The organism is Gaoshiqia hydrogeniformans (assembly GCF_049347105.1).
Lineage (GTDB): Bacteria > Bacteroidota > Bacteroidia > Bacteroidales > Prolixibacteraceae > Gaoshiqia > Gaoshiqia hydrogeniformans.
The window spans coordinates 164082-185497 of sequence record NZ_CP186334.1; the positions used below are offsets into that span (position 1 = coordinate 164082).

Consider the following 21416-nt stretch of genomic DNA (forward strand, 5'->3'; position numbering starts at 1 on the left):
GCCGCGATATTTTTTGGATTTCAGCAATAAATACTGAACTCCCTGAATAGCGTGCCGTGGTTTCTTATTACCACAATCAAACCAATAAAACGAAAACGAATGAGCTTATCGTCAGGCAGTAAATCGACAATTATCCTGATTTTTCTTTTGCTGGGCATTATTTCCTGTTCGGAAAAAACGGAATTAAAACACCGGTTAATTCACAACAACGACGGTACCGATGCGCTTGGAAATTACTGGTTCCAAAAACGGCCGCTGAGTGTGGCCGACATCAACGCGTATGTCGATCAGGTTTCCGGTTCGCAGGCAACCACTTACATGATGTGCAGCGGAAGCGATTTTTTATATTACCGTTCCAATTACGGCCGTGTTTTCGGCGACGACCTGGACGGAAAACTTGATTGCGGCTGCGATACCGCCACTTATAACCACATGCACCGTTTTTATCAAAACTTCCTGAACCTCGAAAAAGAGGGAACCGACCTGATTACCGCTTCACTCAGCCGTGCCAAAGAAAACGGTATGGAGGCTTTTATAACCTACCGCATGAACGACCTCCATTTTAACGATACCACCACACACTGTCCCATTGTTTATACCGATTTTTGGTACAGCCATCCCGAATTTTGGCTGAACGACCAAACTCCGGGGTGGAATGCTTCGCGGGCGCTCGACTTTGCACAGTCCGAAGTGCGCAGCCATAAACTGGCCATCATTTCCGAACAACTCGAAAAATATGATCTGATCGACGGTTTCGACCTCGACTTCATGCGCTTCATTGTTTATTTCAAAATGGGCGAAGGCCGCCAAAATGCCCCGCTCATGACCCAACTGGTAAAAGATATCCGGGCGAAAGCGGACGAAGTATCGGCCCGCCGCGGGAAAAAAATACTGCTCTCGGTACGGGTTCCCCCAACCCTGGAAGCCTGCCTCGACAAAGGCCTTGATGTTCAGGAATGGGTGCGCCTCGGACTGGTTGATTTTATCAGTATTGGTGTGCACTGGCTGGGCGACCCTTCCCTGCCCGTGGCAAAATTTATCCAGGATCTGAACGCGCCCCACATCCCGGTTTATGCCTCCATCGACGACGGCGGCTACCGTCCGCGCGAAACTTTTTCCCACGGCATGTTCCGGGGAATGGCTTCGCACATTCACGCCCAGGGCGCCCAGGGAATTTACCTGTTCAACCAGTATTACGGGGAGTTTTATTCCGGATTTAACGGGCAGTTGCACCTCGAAGAAGGAGGACAGGTTTGCCGCGTGATGATGCCACTGTTGCTGCAGGAGCTGGGATCGCCCGAAACACTTGAAAAACGAAACAAAATATACTGCCTGTGCGACAGTTCCGGCCAGTACGGCATCAACCCGGTTACGCCGCTGCCATTGACCGTTACTGATGAACAGTTCTCGGAAGCTGAAATTTTTATCGGCGATGATCCGCGTAAAACACCTCCCGAAGAAGTGATCCTTTTCTTCCGGCTCAGCCGTTCCTCCGGTTTTGAGGTCATGGTGAACGGGATAAAAATTGAAACGGAGAAACCGGAATACGTTTCGCTGTACGACCGGGCACGCGGATTAACCGGAAGCGAAAAACATTATGCTTTTCATGTTCCGGTTGGCAGCCTGAAAAAAGGTTATAACACGGTCGGGTTCAAAGCAAAAGAACCCGGAACGTTCCGGATAAAACGCCTGGAAATAGCCCTGAAATACGGGGATGTTGAAACGAATGGATATTTTTAAATAAACGATATTAAACGCCGGATGTAAACACCGGTGTTTTAAAAAAAATAATACATGAAAAGAAGAAGTTTCCTTATTCAGGGGGCAGCCCTTACTGCCGGATGCATGGTCGCCGGTACGTTTCCGGTTTTTGGGATGAATGCCGGGAAAACGGAAGGCCAGGTTTTATCGGCCCGCGAATTGTACCGGTTGTTTCAGAACCCTGATTCCAAATACCGGCCGTTTGTGCGCTGGTGGTGGAATGGCGACAAGGTGGAAGCTGCCGAACTGATCCGCGAGTTGCATTTGCTGAAAGAAGCCGGTGTTGGCGGCGTTGAAATCAACCCGATTTCATTTCCAAGGACTGGCGACGACATGGGCAAAAAATCGCTGAAATGGCTGAGTGACGAATGGATCGACATGTTGCAGGTAACCTTTGCCGAAGCCAAAAAGCTCGATATGACCTGCGATTTGATTGTCGGTTCGGGCTGGCCTTTTGGCGCCGAAACCCTGAAAGACGATGAGCGGGCGCAGGTAGTCATCATTTATGCTGAAAAGCTGGAAGGCCCGGTTGTTTTCGAAAGTTCGCAATTCAACATTTTCAAAACCGTAGATCCGGGGGTCACCGATCCCTGCCCGGGGCGGACATTTGAAATGCTTTCGCTGAAACTGGTACCCGAGCCCATGTCGGGCCTTGACCAGGTGATCGATCTTTCGGATAAATGCAACGACCCGATTATCCGTGTTGATATTCCGGAAGGAAAACATGTGTTTTATGCACTGGTGAAAGTCAATTCGTTTGCCAGTGTAATCAACGGGGCGCCCGGCGCTGCCGGCCCGATTCTCGACCACATGAACGCAACGGCTGTTAGGAAATATCTCGACCACATGTCGGATACCATTCAGAAAAAAACCGGGCCGCTTTCCAACCACCTGCGGGCTTTCTTTACCGATTCGATGGAACTGGAAGGCTGCAACTGGGCCGCCGATTTGCCCGAAGAATTTCAGAAACGGCGCGGATACGATTTGATGCCGTACCTGCCATTTATCCTGTTTAAGGTCGGGCGGCTCGGAGCCGTGGTCGATGATAAATACGGGGTGGAAAAAACACCGGAGTTTGCCGAAACAGTGAACCGTGTCCGGTTTGATTTTGAACTCACCAAAGCTGAATTATTATATGAACGGTTCACCCGGGTTTACCTGCAATGGTGTAAGGATCAGAAAGTGAAGTCGCGGGCACAGGCTTACGGAAGGGGATTTTTCCCGCTGGAAACCAGCCTGGGCTACGACATTCCTGAAGGCGAATCGTGGACAACCAACTGGCTGCGGCACCGGCTGGGTGAAGAAATGTCGGACGAAGATTACCGCCGCGGACGCGGTTACACCATGATCAACAAATACGTGTCGTCGGCAGCCCACCTCACCGGGAAACGAATTGTAAGCTGCGAGGAGATGACCAATACCTACCTGGTGTTCAACACCACCCTCGAACTGCTGAAAATCGGTTCCGACCAAAGCATGATGTCGGGCATTACGCACAGTGTTTGGCACGGGTTTAACTACTCGCCGCCCGATGCGCCGTTCCCCGGCTGGGTGCAGTATGGCTCGTATTACAACGAAAAAAACAACTGGTGGCCTTATTTCAAATACCTGAACGATTACAAAGCCCGGATTTCGTCGTTGCTGCAACATACCGACATGTATACCGACGTGGCCATTCTTCCGGCCAATTACGATCTATGGGGCGAAATGGGCGTGCAAACCGATCCGTTCCCCGAAAAACTGAATATTCCCTACACGTCGATTATCTGGGAATCGATCAACAAAAACGGGGGGGCAGCCGATTACACCACCGAGATTATCATCAACGACTCGCAGGTGAAAAACGGGAAACTGTGTTACGGGCCCAAAAAGTACGGGACTCTTTTCTTGCCCGAAGTAACCAGCCTTTATCCCGAAACACTGCAAAAACTATATGACTTTGTCGCTACCGGAGGCCGGATTTTCTGTATTGAAAAGTACCCCGAAAAATCGCCGGGATTAAATGGCTTCAAAGAAAATGACCAAAAAGTAACTGCGTGGGTCGAAAAACTCAAAGCCTTCCCCGATCGGTTTATCCTGGTGAAAAAACCGGAAGACAACCGCTTTCTGGAATGGTACCGGGATATCATGGTGCAGTATAAAATTCCGCACTATCTGGAAATTGAAAAACCGGACCGCTTTTTTATGCAGAACCGCTATCAATCCGACGATAAGAGCGAAATTTTCCTGTTTGCCAATGCCCACATGCACAACGGGCACCAAACAAACATCACCTTTTCAAAAGAGATTACCAAAGGCCGTAACCCGTGGGTTTGGGATGCTGAAAGTGGCGAACGTTACCGGATTAAACTGAAAAACGGTGTTTTCAGCCTGACCTTGGGGCCTGCCCAATCATGCATCGTGGTATTCAGCAACGATAAAAATGGTCAGGAATGGTCGCCGGTTCCGGCTGCCGGTTCTGAAAATGTAACGCTCAGCAATGGCTGGGATGTGGAATTGCGCCACAGCCGCGAAGATTGGGTGAAAACCACCCGGATGGATGAACTGAAAGACCTGAAAGACACCGAATTTGTCGATTTTACCGGTACTGTCGTTTACAAACAAACCGTGGAAGACGGGCCGGTTAAACCGGTTTATCTGAACCTGGGTAAAGTATGGGGCGTGGCCGAACTGTTCGTTAACGGGAAATCGTGCGGGGTAAAATGGTACGGTAACCGCATTTACCGGATTGCCGAACAGTTGAAAACCGGCTCCAATGAAATAGAAATCCACGTTACCACCATCATGGGGAACTACATGCGGAATTTCAAGGATAACAAAGTGGTGGAACGGTTTATTAACCGGAAAAACGGCCCGCAGGAAATTCAGCCGATGGGACTGGTTGGCCCGGTGACACTTTATTCGTAAACAAATCAAAAATTAAAAAGAAATATGAGCAAGTTAAAAATCATTTTATTATCCCTGGTATTGCTGATGTCGCAGCAACTTTTGGCTGCCGACTACAATGCCTCGGTGTTCGGAATCAAGTCGAACGGGACAACCTTAAATACCACGGCCATCCAGAAAGCCATCGATCATATTCATGCCAATGGCGGCGGAAAGCTCGTGTTTTATGTCGGACGTTATCTGACCGGCACCATTGAACTGAAATCGAACGTGCACATTGTGCTGAATGAAGGCGCCATTCTGGTGGGATCTACCAGTATTTACGATTACAACATCAATACTCCTTACAGTTCGCTGGTTTTTGCCAAAAATGCCGATAACATTTCCATTACCGGAAAAGGAGTAATCGACGGCCAGGGCCGCGATGTTGCCTATCATTTAATCGACCAGGTGCATAAAGGCATTATTGAAGATCCGTTAAAACACGATCGCCCGGCAAGCCGCCGCCCGCGGGGAATTTATTTCCGCGAATGTACGAACGTGGAAATCGATGGGATTGTGATTAAAAACACAGCCGACTGGGTTCAGGTGTACGACCAGTGCGAAAACCTGAAAATCAACAACATTACTGTTGACAGTAAAGCTTTCTGGAACAACGACGGGCTGGATATTGTGGACTGCAAAAATGTACTGCTGACCAACTCGTTTATCGATGCCTCCGACGACGCCATTTGTTTTAAATCGCACGATGCCACCAAAATGTGCGAAAATGTTGAGGTCAGGAATTGTGTGGCCCGGTCGAGCGCCAGCGGGATTAAATTCGGAACCGTTACTTCGGGTGGATACAAAAATTTTAAAATCATCAACAACAAGGTTTACGATACGTACCGTTCGGCCATTACCATTGCCACTCCCGACGGCGGAGTAATTGACAATATTCTGATTGACAGCCTGTACGCTTACAACACCGGAAACGCCATTTACCTGCGTATTGGCGCCCGCTGGAACAAAGGCCGCACCGGCACCATGAGCAACATTACCATTCAGAACATGTATGCTGAAATTCCGGAAACCAAACCCGACGCCGGTTACGAATACGAAGGCCCCATTGAAGATCTGCCCCGGAATATTTCTCCGGCCAGTATTGTCGGGCTGCCCGGACAGGATATTACCAATGTCACGCTGCGCAACATCGAATTGGTCTACCCCGGAAACAGCAACCCGAACTACGCCTTCCGCGGAATTACACCCGCCGAACTGGATGGAATCCCGGAAATGGCCGATGCCTATCCTGAATTCTCCCAATTTAAGGAACTTCCGGCCTGGGGTTTTTATGTACGCCATGCCAAAAACATCAAATTTGAAAATATCACGCTCACAGCCAATGGAAAAGAGTACCGTCCGGCGATTGTGCTCGACGATGTGAAAGGCGCTGATTTCTCCGGAATGAAATACAACGTACCCGGCGGCGGGAAAAAAATCCATGTTTATCAGTCAACCGGAGTTGTTCAGGGAAAATAAGTGATGAATTGTAAAACCGTAAAAACAAGTACAATGAGTAAAATAAAAATCTGTATATCCGCTTTTCTGCTGCTTTTCACGCTGGCCGTGTCGGCAAAGGATTATAACGTTTCCGACTTTGGCGCGAAAGCCGACGGGATAACCATCAACACCTGCACCATTCAGAAAGCTATTGATTTTGTAAGTGAAAACGGCGGTGGCCGGCTGGTTTTCGGCCCGGGAAATTATGTCACCGGAAGTATTTATGTGAAATCGAACGTAACGCTCCACCTCGAATACGGCGCAACCATTCTGGGATCGACCAATCCCTTCGACTATGTGAAAGACCCTAAAATTAAATGGATGTCGATGATCTTTGCGGTGAACCAGAAAAATATCGAGATTACCGGAAAAGGGACCATCAACGGCCGCGGGTTCATCACCGCCAACAACATGGTCGATTACATTCATCGCGGAATTTACACCGACCCGATGAAACTCGACCGCCCCAACGAAACCAACCGTCCTCAGAACATCTATTTCCGCGAATGCGAGAATGTAACCATCACCGACATAACCCTGCGCGACCCGGCCAGTTGGAACCAAACTTACGACCAGTGTAAAAATCTTTATGTCGATAATATTTATGTTGACAGCAAATCGTACTGGAACAACGACGGCATTGACGTGGTGGACTGCGACGGCGTGGTTATTAAAAATTCCTATTTTGATGCGGCCGACGATGTGATTTGTTTTAAATCGCACGACGCCAACAGCATTTGCCAGAATGTGGTGGTTGACAACTGCGTGGGCCGTTCGAGCGCCAACGGCCTGAAATTCGGGACCGTTTCGCGCGGTGGCTTCCGCAACTTCAAAGTAACCAACCTCACCATTTTCGATACGTTCCGCTCGGCCATCACCTTTGCTGCTGTTGATGGCGGTTTAATCGAAAACATTCTGGTTGACGGCGTCCGTTCCATCAATACCGGAAACGTGATTTTTCTGCGTATCGGCGACCGCTGGAGCCAGGGCAAAAAACCCAGCATGAAAAACATCGAAATCAGGAATGTGTATGCCGAAGTTCCGTTTGGGAAACCCGACGCCGGCTACAACTACGAAGGACCCATCGAAGACCTGCCCCGGAACATTTCGCCGGCCAGCATCATCGGCTTGCCCGAATACAAAATTCAGGACGTGAAACTGAAAAATATCGAGATTGTTTATCCCGGCGCCGGAAACCCGCTGTATGCCAAACGGGGACTGGAACCTGCCGAACTCGACAGCATTCCTGAAATGCCGGCAGCTTATCCCGAGTTCTCCCAGTTCAAGGAACTGCCTGCCTGGGGATTTTACATTCGTCATGCTGACGGAATTGAATTTGAAAACGTTATCCTCACGGCTGAGAAAAAAGATTATCGCCCGGCCATTGTGATCGACGATGTGAATGGCGCTGTTTTTAAGGGAATGAAATACAACGAACCGGAAAGTGACGGGAAAAAGCAGTTATTTCAATACAAGTCCAACGGGATTATGACCGATTGAATCAATGCAGCATCGAAATTAATGTTTCAGCAATAAACAAAATGTAAATCATGAAGACGTATAAAATATTCATTATCAATCTTATTTTACTGTGTTCACTGGGCCTTTCCGCCAAAGATTACAAAGCCTCGTTGTTTGGGGTTAAATCCGATGGGATAAGCCTGAACACCCGTTCCATCCAAAAGGCAGTCGATTATATCAGCGAAAACGGCGGTGGCCGCCTTGTGTTTTACGTGGGGCGATACCTGACCGGCACGGTCGAATTGAAATCGAATGTGACCATTCAGTTGGAAGAAGGAGCCGTTTTAGTGGGCGTACCTTCCATTTACGACTATTTCGGGCTGAACGGAGCCAATGCTTTAATCACCGCCAGCGGCCAGGAAAACATTGGAATTACCGGGAAAGGCGTCATCGAAGGTCAGGGCGTTGCCTTGCAGAACAACATCAAGGAACAGGTACAGAAAGGATACCTGAAAGGCCTGATTGCACAAACCAGCCCGCTGCTCATTTATTTCAACAACTGCAGCAATGTGACCATAGAAGAATTGAACCTGCGCGATGCATGCGGCGACGTTCAATCGTACAAAGGCTGTAAAAACCTGACCGTCAGCAAAGCGATGATAAAAAGCAAAGCGGTGGCCGGAAGTAAAGGCCTTTTGCTCACGGGCTGCGACGGGGTAAAACTTTCGGATTTGTTTTTTGATACTTCCGGGGTTGAAATCAATTCGGCAGGAACATCCAAAAATGTTTCCGTCGTTCATGTGAAAAATGCTTCCGGGAAAAAACTTCAGGTGAATCAGTGATGAAACATTTCGGGGCCATCCTTTTTCTGCTGTTGCTGGCAGCCGGCAGCTCATCCAGCCTGGCAGCCGGTAAAGGCAAATCTCCGCGGTACGGAAAGACCAACATTACCGATATGGTACTAATTTACCATGGCGGTGTGCATCGTCCGCTGGAGTGGAATAAGGAGCAGTTTACGCCTTATGTGGTTCATGTGGATCAAAATGGACGAAAGAATTGGTTGTTTGATGGTTTTCTTTTTATCGAATTTATCGATGGAAAAGGCCACCATTTTGCCCACGGAAACGAGAACACCACACTGGCCTGTCGGCCTCAGTGGGAATGGCTGATGGAACGCCAGTTTGAAAAAGACCGTAGCTTTTCGGCGCTCGACCAGTGTATTGCCGATCAAATCAGCGAAATGGGAAACCCGCCGTTTCGCCACAAACTGGTGGTGGTGATGCCGGTCCCCGAAAAAGATCAGAAAAACTGGGGCAGCCTCGATCTCCCCATGGATTTTTCGAACGATAAAGACCGGATTGAAGCCTGCCAATGGTACATCGACCGTTTTCTCGAACAGTATGAAAAGGAAGGATATCAGCATTTCGACCTCGAAGGTTTTTATTGGGTTTCGGAAAAAGATGGCGCTTACCGTGACATTCTTGTGCCCGTAGGCGATTATATCCGCTCAAAAGGCCTGCGCCTGTTCTGGATTCCCTACTGGACCGCAGTCGGTTTCGACAACTGGAAAACCGATAAATTCGATTTCGCCTATATTCAGCCCAACCATTTTTTCAAAAGTGAAGTGAGTTACGAGCGGCTCGATGCGGTGTGCGCCTTTGCCAAAGGTACCAGCATGGGCCTCGAACTGGAATTCGACCGCAGGGCGCTGGCCGATTCGCCCGAGAACAAACGCGAAAGGCTGGTGAGTTATATCGATGCCTTTGAACAAAACGACGTTTTTAAGGAAGCTTCCATCGCTTACTACGAAGGTGGCGGAACCATTTATGACTTCTATCGTTCATCCAATTCGTTGGATAAGGAAATCATGGATCGTCTGGCAAAGATTATTATTCAGCGAAAAAAAATGAACCGGTTTAAAAAGTGAAAATGAAGAAAATAGTCATCCTGCTGATTTTGTTTTTACTGGTTTCAGGAAGCTGGGCCCAGCAAAAAATCACAGTTGATGAACGGCTGGATTGGTGGCACGAAGCTAAATTTGGCATGTTTATTCACTGGGGTGTTTATTCATTGTATGGCGGAGAGTACAAGGGCTATAATCAGGCTTTTGGCGATGCTGCCTGGATTTTGAACCGCTGTAAAATTCCGGTGGCCGAATACCGCGAAAATGCGCGTCAGTTCAACCCGGTAAATTATGATCCCGATGCCTGGGCAAAAATGGCCAAAGATGCCGGGATGAAATACCTGATCATCACCGCAAAACATCACGACGGATTTGCCCTGTTCGAAAGTAAGGCCAGCGACTGGAATGTGGTGGATGCCACGGTTTACGGAAGGGATTTGCTGAAACCGCTGGCCGAAGCCTGTAAAAAGCAGGGCATCAAACTGGGGTTTTATTATTCACAGGCCGTTGACTGGACAAATCCCGGGGCGTCGGCTGCCCGCAGGCCCATGTGGCAAGGCTGGCCCAATCCCGATTCCACCAGAATCGACCAGTACACGCTGGAACACGACGGCCGCTGGGACCCGGTTCAGCTCACGGCTACTTTTGACGAATACATCGACCGGGTGGCTGTCCCGCAGGTTCGCGAATTGCTGACCAATTACGGCGAAGTAGCTGTTTTGTGGTGGGATTACGACGCCCAGATGAAAACCGTGGAAGGCGCTGAAAAACTGAAGGCGCTCCTCCCGTTGCAACCTCAGATTGTGACCAACGACCGCCTGCACCCCGACTTTCCCGGCGACACCAAAACGCCGGAACAAGCTATTCCCGATCGCGACGCCGTTTCCGGCCAAAACTGGGAAACCTGCATGACCATGAACGGTTCGTGGGGGTACAAAAGCTTCGATAACAACTGGAAATCAACGGAAAGCCTGATTCAGAACCTCATTAAAATTGCAGCGCGCGGCGGAAACTATCTGCTGAATGTCGGGCCGAAACCCGACGGTTCTTTTCCCGAAGAAAGTCTTGTCAGGCTGAAAGAAATCGGCCGCTGGATGGAGGTAAACGGCGAATCCATTTACGGAACACAGGCCAGCCCGCTGGAAGTTCTGCCCTGGGGAGAATGTACCATGAAAACGGAGAAAAAGAATACGATGCTTAATCTTTTCGTTTTCGACTGGCCTGAAAACGGGAAACTCATCATTCCCGGTGTCGGGAATAAAATCGTATCGGTAAAGCTGCTGTCAACGGGTGAAAAACTGAAAACAACGGCAACTGCCGCCGGATTGGAGATTTTTGTCCCGCAAACGGCCCCCGATCCCGTTGCCACAGTGGTTCAACTGAAACTGAAAGGTAAAGTAGCACTCCGCGAAATGTCATCTGAAAAACAAATGCATCGCGGCGCTCTCGATTAACAAAAAAAGGAATGGACATGAAGGTAAAAAGAGGTGATTTTTTAAAACTTGGCTTAATGGCGCTCGCTTCGGGAGTGGTCAACGGTTATGCTTTTTCAGGCGAAACCAGTGATAAGCGCCGGAATACAACCGGAAAAACGCCGGTCATTCATGCCACCGATTTGTATCATTTCCATTGCGACCCCGACGATCACTGGGATTTGGCCACCATTTATGCGCTGGCCTGGCTGGGCGATATCGATTTGCTGGGAATTCTGATCGATTACCCCACCAAACCCGAACTGGGCGATCCCGATGTGATGGGAGTTGCCCAGATGAACTACCTGACCGGCAAGGTTGTCCCGGTTGTGGTTGGCAGCCCTTTCCCGATGAACGACCGCAGCGATATTCAGCCGGAAGCAACCAACATGGAACTCCAGGGGGTAAACTGGTTACTCGACACCTTGAGGAAATCGGAATCACCGGTGGTCATCAACATTGTGGGTGCAGCAACCAATGTGGCGGTTGCCCTGAAAAAGGATACGGAATTATTCAGAAAAAAATGCAAAGCCATTTACCTGAATGCCGGTTCGGCCAATTCGCTGAAGGACAAAAAGCTGGAGTACAATGTAAAACTGAACCCGCTGGCTTTTGCTGCCATTTTCGACGCTCCCTGCCCGGTGTACTGGATGCCTTGTACCACCCACACCAACATTGGCGAAGTGGGCGAATTTGGTACTTACTACCGGTTTATTCAGAAAGATATTCTTCATTTTCTCCCTGAAAAACTTCAAAACTTTTTTCTGTTTATGCTGGGAAAAAAGGAGAGCCACGAATGGTTTTCGTACCTGAAAGGAAAACCGGAAACGGATTTGCTTGCTGAATTTGGCGAAACGGTTCGACACATGTGGTGTACCGCCGGATTCATCCATGCCGCGGGAAAAAAAGTGACAGCCGAAGGCGAATTGGTTCCGCTGAACTCCGGAAAAGAATCGGTCTTCTCGTTTACGCCAGTGAGAGCCGGTTGCGACGATATCGGCTATGTTGATTGGGAAATCGACCACAATTCCCGAAACCGGTATATTTTTCATGTTAACGATATTGAAAATTATCAAAATGCGGTAACTACGGCCATGAAAAATCTATTGCTCCAGTTCCCCTGATAATCCCGTGATAACATAAACGAAAACCGGATAACATTGTAATCGGATGCGGCATTCTGTTACCAATAAAAAACTGAGATTTTACCCGTCAAGAAGAAAAAAATGAATCGATCTAAAATACTTAATTATGAATTTTTCTGATTATAAGAAGCTTATACTTTTTGCAGGTTTTTGCATTACTGTTTTGTCGCTGTCGGCACAAAAGCAAACGGAGGATCTGACTGCCTACGTTGATCCCCTGATCGGAACACAGGAAATGGGACATGTATTTCCCGGTGCATGTGTGCCGTTCGGGATGGTGCAGTTAAGTCCCGATACCGATACCATTCCCTATGCCGCGGATGGTAAATATACCGGGACCGTTTACCGCTACTGCGCCGGCTACCAGTACAACGATCAAACCATTGTTGGGTTCAGCCACACCCATTTCAGCGGTACAGGTCACTCCGACCTGGGCGATTTTCTGATCATGCCTACCGTTGGAAAACTTCGGTTAAACCCCGGAACCGCCGAAAAACCTGAAAGCGGCTACCGTTCGCGTTTTAACCACGAAACCGAAATCGCCGAACCCGGCTATTACCGGGTAAAACTGGAAGATTACGGAATTGATGCGGAAATGACAACCACGGAGCGTGTCGGTTTTCACCAGTATACCTTCCCCGAAAGCGACGAAGCCCGCATCATACTCGACTTAACGCATGGCATTTACAACTACGACGGGAAAGTGCTGTGGTCGCACGTACGCGTGGAAAACGACACGCTGGTGACCGGATACCGCATTACCAGCGGCTGGGCCCGAACCAACTACCTGTATTTTGCGATGGTCTTCTCAAAACCCGTCGAAAATTACGGAAGTAAAAATGAAGAAGAACTGGTTTACAAAGGATTTTGGCGCAAATTCGACCAGGAAAACAATTTCCCGGAAATGGCAGGCAGAAAACTGAAAACTTATTTCAATTTCAAAACCAGGGAAGGCGAAAAAATAAAGATCAAATTTGCCCTGTCAGCAGTCAGCACCGAAGGTGCATTGAAAAATTTACAAGCCGAAGTCCCGCATTTCGACTTCGAAAAGGTAAAAGCCGAAGCGAAAAGCAAATGGCAAAACGAGCTGAGCCGGATTACCATTGAGGCTTCTCCCGAAAAGAAAACAACATTTTACACCTCGCTTTACCACACCTTTATCAACCCGGTACAATACATGGATGTTGACGGCCGCTACCGAGGACTCGATCACAACATTCATCAGGCCGACGGATTTGTAAATTATTCGGTATTCTCGCTGTGGGATACCTACCGGGCGCTTCACCCGCTGCTGACGCTGATCCAGCCCGGCCGGACCTCGGATATGATCAATTCGATGCTCGCCCACTATGATCAGAGCGTTCACAAAGTGCTTCCGGTGTGGAGCCATTTCGGAAACGAAAACTGGTGCATGATCGGCTATCACGCGACGCCGGTGATTGCTGATGCCTGGATCAACGGCATCCGCGGTTTCGACGCCAAACATGCTCTCGAAGCCTGCATTTCGTCGGCCACCTACAAAAACTACGGGAACCTGGGCGACTATATGACACTGGGTTATGTTCCTTACGATAAGAATGCTGTTGGTTCGTCGATGACGCTGGAATACGCTTACGACGACTACACCATTTCGCAATTAGCCAAATCGCTGGGCGAAAACGAAATCGCCGCGCAATTTGAAAAACGGTCGCACAACTGGAAAAATCTGTTCAACGAACAAACCGGTTTTGTGGGCGCCAAACATGCCAACGGAGGATGGAAAACCCCTTTCGACGCACTGCACACGGCCAATGAGGGTTTTATTGAAGGAAATTCATGGAACTATTCGCTTTATGTTCCTCACGACATCCCAACGCTCATCCGGAAAATGGGCGGGAACGAGCGGTTTAGCGAACATATCGACTCCCTCTTCTCCATGTATTTGCCCGATGAATATTTTGCCGAAACCGAAGATGTTACCCGCGAAGGACTGATCGGCTGCTACGTACACGGAAACGAGCCCAGCCACCACGTGGCCTACATGTACAACTGGGCCGGAAAACCATGGAAAACACAGGAACGCATTCACCAGATTGTAAATACGATGTACCTGAACAAACCCGATGGACTGTGCGGCAACGACGACTGCGGGCAAATGTCGGCCTGGTATATTTTTTCGTCTCTGGGTTTCTATCCCGTTTGCCCCGGATCGGGAGAATATGCCATTGGTTCGCCTTCAGTAAAACAAGCGGTCGTTCAACTTGCCGAAGGAAAAACGCTGACTGTGAAAGCCAACAACATTTCCGATAAAAACATCTATATCAATTCGGTAAGCCTGAACGGAAAGACGGTGGACACCAGTTTTATTTTGCACAGCGATTTGGTCCGGGGTGGTGAACTGATTTTTGAAATGAGCAATCGCCCGAACAAAAAACGGGCAAGTCAGATTCCAAATAAAAATTAACCAATCAAACAATAAGCGATACGGAATGAAACCAAGAGAACGTGTTTTAAAAGCATTTAAGCGAATGCCGGGAGCGCCCGACCGGGTACCCATTCAGTTTGATTTGTGCCGTCAGCTGGCCGATCATTTTGGAAACAAACTGGGCATCCCGGTCCGGTATACCGACAATTTATACGAAGATGTTACTTATCGCGTCAGCGCCAACGAACTGCGGGTGGCCATGGGAAGCGATGTGGTAGTTACCGGCGCTTCGGTTTCCGACAATTTCAAAATTGTAAAAGACCAAAACGGTCACTGGCTGAACGAGTATGGAATGAAAATGCGCCAGGGTGACATTTATGTGGAAGTGGTCGATTATCCGCTGGCCCGGGCTGAAACAAAGGCTGATATCGACGCGTTTCAGTTTCCCGATCCCCGGGCCCCGGGACGCTATCGCGATGCGGAGGTTTTGGTTAAAACATATCACGACGACTATTTAATATTCGGCGATATTGAGGTGACTGTTTTTTCCCTGGCACATCAGTTGGTTGGCATGGAAAAACTGCTGATTGACATGATGATGGAGACCGAATATGTGGTTCCCCTGTTTGAAGCCTGTGCCGAATTCCAAACCCGGATTGGGCTCGAACTGATCAAACGCGGCGTGGATGCCATCTGGTTTGGCGATGATTTCGGAACACAAAACAGCCTGATCCTTCCTCCCGAAACATTCAGGGAACAACTCAAACCTCATTACAAACGAATGGTCGATCGTTTTAAGGAAGCCAAACCGGACATCATCCCCATACTTCATTGCGACGGCGCCGTGGCTGAATTACTGGACGACATCCGCGATATCGGGTTCGAAGTGTTCAATCCCGTTCAGCCAGGCGTTCCCGGACATTCACCGGAAGAAATGAAAAGCCGTTTCGGACAAAAATTCGCCTTCTGGGGAGCCATCGATCAACAGGACTTGTTACCCAATGGCAGCGATGAAGAACTGGAAAGAGACATCATTGAAAAGATCACTGTTCTCGGAAAGGACAGAGGGTATATGATTGCCCCGGCCCATATCATCCAAAACGATGTAAGCCCGGAGCGGGTTTTGAAATTTATTGAATTAAGTCTAAAACACGGAACGATTTATTAAACAAGTATTCTGCTCCCGCCTGTGTAAACACGTTTATTTCAGAATGCTGATTTTGCGGGAGAAAAAATGATCAAAATTCATATCGACCATGCAACTAAAATCGATGATGAGAAGTAAAAGTACGGTGATTTTAAGTTTTACCTTACTCTTCATGACGAATCCGGGCCTGGCCCAAAAACACGCCGGATTGACACCAGAAAACCGGCAAACGGCAGCGTACGGATTTACCGATGCCGCCCGTTTTGGCTTTTTGCCCGATGCAAGCGGTATAGAAAACACAAAAGCATTGCAGCAAGCGGTTGATCAAACCGGGACCATTGTGGTAAGCCGTCCGGGCACCTACAAAATGGCCGGAACCGTGTACATCGGCAGCCATACGTCACTTATTTTCGGCAATCATGTATTTCTGAAAAAGGTTGATGAGAAAGGCGCTTTCTCTCATGTACTGGTTAACAAGGGAGCGCTTACCAAAACCTATGATCATCATATTACTGTTGAAGGCCTGCATATCATCGTCAACGGGATGGATGTACGCAAGTTTGAGGAAGCATACGGGCTTCACGGTCAGTTGGCCTTTTTTTATGTCAAGGATTTGCGTATTGACCGTTTTCGTTGCATGGATGTCGGCAAAGCACAGTATGGCATCCATGTTTGCACTTTTGAGGATATCATCATCAACGATGTGATCATCAAAGGAGACAAGGATGGTGTTCACCTGGGACGAGGCAAACGTTTTACCATCAGCAACGGTGTATTTCAAACCTATGATGACGCCATTGCCCTGAACGGACATGACTATGCAGTCGGAAACCCGGAATTGGGATGGATCGAAGACGGAGTGGTGGAAAATTGCCATGATCTGAACGACGGCAAAGAACCGATCGGCTATTTTTGCCGGATTTTAGCCGGCGCATGGATTGACTGGCAACCGGGCATGGAAGTGCAGCAATCGGATGCCGTGGTCTCAAACGGAAAGATCTACCGGGTTCAGGCCCAACCCGACGGTCAGGTTTACAAATCGGTGACACAACCTACGCACGAGAGCGGCAGCCAGGTTCTGGACGGCATTAATTGGGGAATGGTGCAAAGCGACGTGACCTACACTGCCGGCGTGAGGAACGTGGTTTTTCGCGACATTTTTCTCGAAAAACCACGAACGGGCTTCTCGGTGCATTTCGACAACGACAAGTACAGCCGGTCCTATTATCCCGGAGCAGAGATCCCAAGGCAGGAGCAGCTCGTGTTCGACAACATCCGGGTAAAGTACGACCAGCCCAGCCGGTTACTGTCAATTGGCACTCCCGTTGATGTACTAACCATCTACAATTCAAGCCTTAAGAACAACCGGATCAGTTTCCACGGAAACAAGGCCATGCCGGACTATTTCAAAACCAAAATCAACCTGGTTGGGTGCGTTTTTAATCATCAGGGGACCATGGATCTGTTGATCAACAACGTTGACGGCAAAGAAGTGCTGCTAAAAACATCGTCAAGTATTGAATACCATGATGATTTCAGGGCGCGCATCGTTCCGGGAAATGGCAGGATATCCGTAGAATCCGATTTGAGTGGTTTAAAAGAATAGACCGGTACCAACAACAAACTGAGCTTATCTGTAAAATAATGCCTTAGTGAAGAACCCGAACGCATTTTTTGCATTCGAACCTCTCCAATGTAAATTGAAGGATTTTCGTCGATAATCAGTAATAATTAAACAGCAAACAAGCGGTTAACCTGAAAAGGTCCAGCCGCTTGTTAATTTTTGACTGGGCCGATGGTTGATCCGGGGCTGATTTACGGGACACTTGTTGCCACCGACAAAGTACATTCATCATGTTGAAGTTTTCGCTTTTTCCCTATTTTTACCCAAAATGTTAATCCATGAACTACAAAATAATCCCATTTAGCCTGATCCAGATCATGGCAACAGGTCTGTCTGCGGCTCTCGCCTGTACGAACCTGATTGTTACCAAAGGAGCCAGCAGCGATCAATCGGTGATGATTACCTATGCGGCCGATTCGCATACCCGTTACGGGGCAATCGCTTTTTATCCGGCTGCCGACCATCAGCCCGGCGATTTGTGCGAAGTATATCATTACGAGAACGGAAAGCTTTTAGGAACCATCCCCGACGTCGCTCATACCTATTCGGTGGTCCAGTTTATGAATGAACACCAGGTTGCTGTTGGCGAAACGACCTTCGGCGGACTTGATTCACTAAGTTCTCAGCCGGGCGCTATTCTCGATTACGGTTCGCTGATGCGAATCGGCTTGCAACGATCGAAAACCGCCCGCGAAATGATCCGGGTGATGACCGAACTGGTAGCTTTGCACGGTTATGCGTCCGGCGGCGAGTCTTTCTCCGTCTCCGATGCCAATGAAGCCTGGATTCTGGAAATGATCGGGAAAGGAAAATATGAAAAAGGAGCTGTTTGGGTTGCCCGGCTGGTACCCGACGGCTATGTGAGCGGTCATGCCAACCAGGCCCGGATCACCACGTTCCCCTTCCAAAAGAAAAACGACTGGAGCGATCCGAAACAAACCGTTTATCATTCAGGCGACGTCATCAGCTTTGCAAAAAAACACGGCTTTTACAAAGGAAACGACGCATCATTCAGTTTTTCGGATGTTTATAACCCCTTAAACTTTGGCGGAGCCCGCTATTGTGACGCCCGGGTCTGGTCTTTTTTTCGTACGGTAAACCGGGAAATACGTGAAAATGATGCTTACACCAGCTATGCCCTGGGCCGTTTTTCCTACGACGACCAGTTGATGGACAACAGCCCGAACCCGAATGCTTATGTTTCCAACCGCTTGCCTTTGTGGGTAAAACCGGATTCGCCGGTTACACTTCAACAGGTAATGGCCGGCATGCGCGACCATTATGAAGACAGCCCGCTGGATATGCGCAACGATCCCGGCGCCGGCCCCTTCGGCTTGCCCTATCGCTGGCGTCCGATGGAATTTGATGTTGACAGCGTGACCTACCTCAACGAACGGGCCGTTGCCACTCAACAAACCGGGTACAGTTTCGTGGCCCAGTCGCGGAGCTGGCTTCCGGCGCCAATTGGCGGTATTTTCTGGTTTGGTGTCGACGATGCCGATGGCTGCGTGTATGCCCCTATGTATTGCGGAATAAAAAAAGTACCCGAAAGTTTGGCGATCGGGAACGGCTCGATGATCAGCTGGTCTGAAACTTCCGGGTTCTGGACCTTCAACCAGGTAAACAACTGGGCCTATACCCGCTATAACCTGATTCATCCCGAAATTGAGGAATATCAGGCCAAACTGGAGAATCAGTTTTTCTCAGAAGTCCACGTGACCGACAAGCAAGCTTTAGCCTTATACGAGGATGATCCGGCCAAAGCCCTGGGTTACCTGACGGCTTATTCCGTGTTTACCGGAAATAAATTGGTGAGCGACTGGAAAATATTTTACCAGTATCTGTTTATGAAATACATGGACGGAAACCTGAAAATCACCGAAAACGGAAAATTACTCGACAACGGGAACGGCAAAAATATTCCTCAGAGACCACGCCATCCGGGATACGGCAAGGAATGGGAGCGAATCATGATACAGGGAACCGGAGACCGTTTAAAGGTTCCGGCAGCAAACAAATAGATGTAGATCAACTATTGGCTTTGCCGAATACCCGTTTTAACAGGTCGGTTACCCTTGCTGCCGGATCCTGGCGAATGTTTTTTTCTGTCTCTGCAATTTTCAGGAAGAGCCCGTCCAACGCGCGTTGAGTCAGGTAGGTACTTAAATTTGTTTCCACCTTTTGAAGGTTTGTCAATTGCCCTACCGCCGAACCGGCTACTTTGTTCCAGCTTCCGGTTAGTTCGTCCCACGACTGTTGGGCGGATAGATTACCAACCAGCTTTTTGTCCAGCGAACCTTCAATCTTAGGCTGATACAATTTGAGCAAGGCATCGTAGTTGGTACGTTTCAAATAGTCGGTAGCGGCATGATCACCACCGGTGAGAATACCTGCAGCGTCCTGAATGGTCATCGACCGGATGCTGTTTACCAGGATGGGGGTAGCTTCTTTTGCCGCATCCGATGCGGCCTGGTTGATACTGATAATCACCTTATCTACTAATTGTTGCCCGCCGGGCAATTTACCCAGGTTGCTGGTAATTACTTCGGCTTCGGGTGGCAATAAAATCTTAACGGCCAGGTCGTTTAAATAACCGTTATTGACGGCCAGGTGCGATACGGAACTGTCAACGCCAACAGTTAGCGCCTGCTTTAATCCGGCAATAATTTCAGTTTGCGACAAAGGCAGGGAATCGTTGTAAATGGATTTGGCGACTTGTTGCATCTCGGCACAACCTGAAAACAACCATGCGGAAAGGGCAAAAACAGCTATAATACGTTTCATAATTTTTTTGATGGCAAGATACAAGAAAATTAGTTTGACGCCTTAAAATATCGGGCAGAAACTTAGCTGTATTTTGTCCCTGGATATATTTTCAGCTTATTCAATCCGCTCTTCGAGATTGGTCCGCAACAAAAGGCTGGATGACAGACTTGCCAGGACCAGTTTCAGGTCGTCGGGCAAGTCATCTTTAATCCAGACCTTCCCCTTGTTGATTGTTTCAACTGCCCCAATGGCGTTCCCGTTCAGAATGAACTCATAGCCGAAAAATTTACCGGAGAAGTTTTTCCCTTCAAGCAGGGTTTTGATGCCTTTCACTTCAATACGATCAATCCGGTTTTGCATAAACCCAACATCGTTGTTTTTAAACGTTTCGCCTTCAGGATTATACAGCAGAAATTCCCAAACATCCCGTCCGCCATTCAAAACCACTGTTCCGGCAAAATGGTTCTTTTCGTTCAGAACAATGTTGAAATAGTCCCTGATAAAAGGCAATTCGGCGCTTCTGAATTTTCCTGTCGCATAAACTTCAGCCAGTTGTCCCGGCATGCCAAACTGCTGAAATGACAGTTTCTCTTTCATCCCCTGAAAGCGGACGAAAAAAGGGATGTCGTAGCCTTTCACCCAACCTTGTTTGACTTTGCCCGTGGCATATTCTCCAAAATAAAGTGTTCGCCCGACTTGAAAGCCCTGGCGTCCTTTTACGACGAAGGCGCTGCCGTCATTTTTCAGCTCGGGCGACACCAGTATTTGCGGTGTTGTGCATCCTGCAATAACTGTAAACAGGACGAAAATAATTCTTCTTCTCATTTCTTTTGAATACTAATATGATTCAATCTTAACCATGCAATTGCTTCTTCCGCATCTTTGGAGATCCTGATCCGGATCATTTTATTGGAATTGGCTCTACCCTCTTTTTCAATTTCGAGCCTGCTAAACAGATTATTCGGCGAGATATACGCGACTAACAATACGCCGGCATCCGACAAAAGCGCGAGATCCAGTTTTTCAACCCAGATCTCATCTTCATAAGGAATCAGGTTTCCGTTATTTACCCTGATTACGCAGGCGATAACATGATCTTCAGCGATCACCTCATGGATTTGTTTGATTTGCATCTCATTTAGCGATTTGTTTTTAAAATATTCCAGGAAAATGATTGTCCCCGAAACATCGGTTGAAAGACGGTACCAATCCGCTGTTATTCGTTCTTCTTTTTTTATTTCAGACAGATCCATAGGTATTTCTTTTCGCCGCGTATGCCTGAAGAAGAAGCTTTTTAGGGCTTCT

15 protein-coding genes are annotated in these 21416 nt (G+C 48.4%); 12 read left to right on the forward strand and 3 right to left on the reverse strand.

Annotated features, from left to right (window positions below; genetic code table 11):
* The first annotated feature begins 99 nt into the window (after positions 1–99).
* From ACOIT5_RS00810 to ACOIT5_RS00865, 12 genes are all read left to right on the forward strand, one after another.
* Positions 100–1740 (forward strand): hypothetical protein, encoded by a 1641-nt coding sequence (locus ACOIT5_RS00810; protein WP_423128572.1) that lies wholly within the window; start codon positions 100–102, stop codon positions 1738–1740.
* Between the two features lie 54 nt (positions 1741–1794).
* Positions 1795–4668: a glycosyl hydrolase gene (locus tag ACOIT5_RS00815; protein WP_423128573.1), complete on the forward strand. Its 2874-nt coding sequence runs from the start codon at positions 1795–1797 to the stop codon at positions 4666–4668.
* 24 nt (positions 4669–4692) lie between these two features.
* Positions 4693–6168: a glycoside hydrolase family 28 protein gene (locus ACOIT5_RS00820; protein WP_423128574.1), complete on the forward strand. Its 1476-nt coding sequence runs from the start codon at positions 4693–4695 to the stop codon at positions 6166–6168.
* Between the two features lie 33 nt (positions 6169–6201).
* The gene (locus tag ACOIT5_RS00825; protein WP_423128575.1) at positions 6202–7689 is read left to right on the forward strand and encodes a glycoside hydrolase family 28 protein; all 1488 of its coding nucleotides are present in this window, start codon (positions 6202–6204) and stop codon (positions 7687–7689) included.
* A 50-nt stretch (positions 7690–7739) separates the two neighbouring features.
* The gene (locus tag ACOIT5_RS00830; protein WP_423128576.1) at positions 7740–8492 is read left to right on the forward strand and encodes a glycosyl hydrolase family 28 protein; all 753 of its coding nucleotides are present in this window, start codon (positions 7740–7742) and stop codon (positions 8490–8492) included.
* On the forward strand, positions 8492–9577 hold the full coding sequence (locus ACOIT5_RS00835; protein ID WP_423130598.1) for a DUF4855 domain-containing protein: 1086 nt from the start codon (positions 8492–8494) through the stop codon (positions 9575–9577). Before ACOIT5_RS00830 ends, ACOIT5_RS00835 begins: the two co-directional genes overlap by 1 nt.
* A gap of 2 nt (positions 9578–9579) precedes the next feature.
* Positions 9580–11007: an alpha-L-fucosidase gene (locus tag ACOIT5_RS00840; RefSeq protein WP_423128577.1), complete on the forward strand. Its 1428-nt coding sequence runs from the start codon at positions 9580–9582 to the stop codon at positions 11005–11007.
* 17 nt (positions 11008–11024) lie between these two features.
* A complete protein-coding gene (locus ACOIT5_RS00845) occupies positions 11025–12149 on the forward strand; it encodes a nucleoside hydrolase (protein ID WP_423128578.1) in 1125 nt (374 codons plus the stop codon).
* Positions 12150–12276: 127 nt separating this feature from the next.
* Positions 12277–14613 carry a GH92 family glycosyl hydrolase gene (locus tag ACOIT5_RS00850; RefSeq protein ID WP_423128579.1) on the forward strand — a complete coding sequence of 779 codons (2337 nt, stop codon included), beginning with the start codon at positions 12277–12279 and terminating at the stop codon, positions 14611–14613.
* 25 nt (positions 14614–14638) lie between these two features.
* On the forward strand, positions 14639–15742 hold the full coding sequence (locus tag ACOIT5_RS00855) for a uroporphyrinogen decarboxylase family protein (RefSeq protein WP_423128580.1): 1104 nt from the start codon (positions 14639–14641) through the stop codon (positions 15740–15742).
* 88 nt (positions 15743–15830) lie between these two features.
* On the forward strand, positions 15831–17327 hold the full coding sequence (locus ACOIT5_RS00860) for a hypothetical protein (RefSeq protein ID WP_423128581.1): 1497 nt from the start codon (positions 15831–15833) through the stop codon (positions 17325–17327).
* 296 nt (positions 17328–17623) lie between these two features.
* The gene (locus tag ACOIT5_RS00865) at positions 17624–19366 is read left to right on the forward strand and encodes a dipeptidase (RefSeq protein ID WP_423128582.1); all 1743 of its coding nucleotides are present in this window, start codon (positions 17624–17626) and stop codon (positions 19364–19366) included.
* Positions 19367–19373: 7 nt separating this feature from the next.
* Here the strand turns inward: ACOIT5_RS00865 and ACOIT5_RS00870 are convergent, their stop codons facing one another.
* The 3 genes from ACOIT5_RS00870 to ACOIT5_RS00880 form a co-directional block, all read right to left on the reverse strand.
* A complete protein-coding gene (locus tag ACOIT5_RS00870) occupies positions 19374–20129 on the reverse strand; it encodes a DUF4197 domain-containing protein (protein ID WP_423128583.1) in 756 nt (251 codons plus the stop codon).
* 96 nt (positions 20130–20225) lie between these two features.
* Complete coding sequence (locus ACOIT5_RS00875) at positions 20226–20936, reverse strand: hypothetical protein (protein ID WP_423128584.1); 711 nt, start codon at positions 20934–20936, stop codon at positions 20226–20228.
* Entirely contained in the window at positions 20933–21364 is a 432-nt protein-coding gene (locus ACOIT5_RS00880) for a hypothetical protein (protein WP_423128585.1), read from the reverse strand. Before ACOIT5_RS00880 ends, ACOIT5_RS00875 begins: the two co-directional genes overlap by 4 nt.
* Between the last annotated feature and the right edge of the window lie 52 nt (positions 21365–21416).

Bases quoted from the DNA above. Each gene is read 5' to 3' on its own strand.
- ACOIT5_RS00880 (WP_423128585.1), bottom strand. From the start codon at position 21,364: ATGGATCTGTCTGAAATAAAAAAAGAAGAACGAATAACAGCGGATTGG.
- ACOIT5_RS00865 (WP_423128582.1), top strand. From the start codon at position 17,624: ATGAACTACAAAATAATCCCATTTAGCCTGATCCAGATCATGGCAACA.
- ACOIT5_RS00860 (WP_423128581.1), top strand. From the start codon at position 15,831: ATGCAACTAAAATCGATGATGAGAAGTAAAAGTACGGTGATTTTAAGT.
- ACOIT5_RS00815 (WP_423128573.1), top strand. From the start codon at position 1,795: ATGAAAAGAAGAAGTTTCCTTATTCAGGGGGCAGCCCTTACTGCCGGA.
- ACOIT5_RS00830 (WP_423128576.1), top strand. From the start codon at position 7,740: ATGAAGACGTATAAAATATTCATTATCAATCTTATTTTACTGTGTTCA.
- ACOIT5_RS00825 (WP_423128575.1), top strand. From the start codon at position 6,202: ATGAGTAAAATAAAAATCTGTATATCCGCTTTTCTGCTGCTTTTCACG.
- ACOIT5_RS00835 (WP_423130598.1), top strand. From the start codon at position 8,492: ATGAAACATTTCGGGGCCATCCTTTTTCTGCTGTTGCTGGCAGCCGGC.
- ACOIT5_RS00850 (WP_423128579.1), top strand. From the start codon at position 12,277: ATGAATTTTTCTGATTATAAGAAGCTTATACTTTTTGCAGGTTTTTGC.
- ACOIT5_RS00870 (WP_423128583.1), bottom strand. From the start codon at position 20,129: ATGAAACGTATTATAGCTGTTTTTGCCCTTTCCGCATGGTTGTTTTCA.
- ACOIT5_RS00810 (WP_423128572.1), top strand. From the start codon at position 100: ATGAGCTTATCGTCAGGCAGTAAATCGACAATTATCCTGATTTTTCTT.
- ACOIT5_RS00820 (WP_423128574.1), top strand. From the start codon at position 4,693: ATGAGCAAGTTAAAAATCATTTTATTATCCCTGGTATTGCTGATGTCG.
- ACOIT5_RS00840 (WP_423128577.1), top strand. From the start codon at position 9,580: ATGAAGAAAATAGTCATCCTGCTGATTTTGTTTTTACTGGTTTCAGGA.
- ACOIT5_RS00845 (WP_423128578.1), top strand. From the start codon at position 11,025: ATGAAGGTAAAAAGAGGTGATTTTTTAAAACTTGGCTTAATGGCGCTC.
- ACOIT5_RS00855 (WP_423128580.1), top strand. From the start codon at position 14,639: ATGAAACCAAGAGAACGTGTTTTAAAAGCATTTAAGCGAATGCCGGGA.
- ACOIT5_RS00875 (WP_423128584.1), bottom strand. From the start codon at position 20,936: ATGAGAAGAAGAATTATTTTCGTCCTGTTTACAGTTATTGCAGGATGC.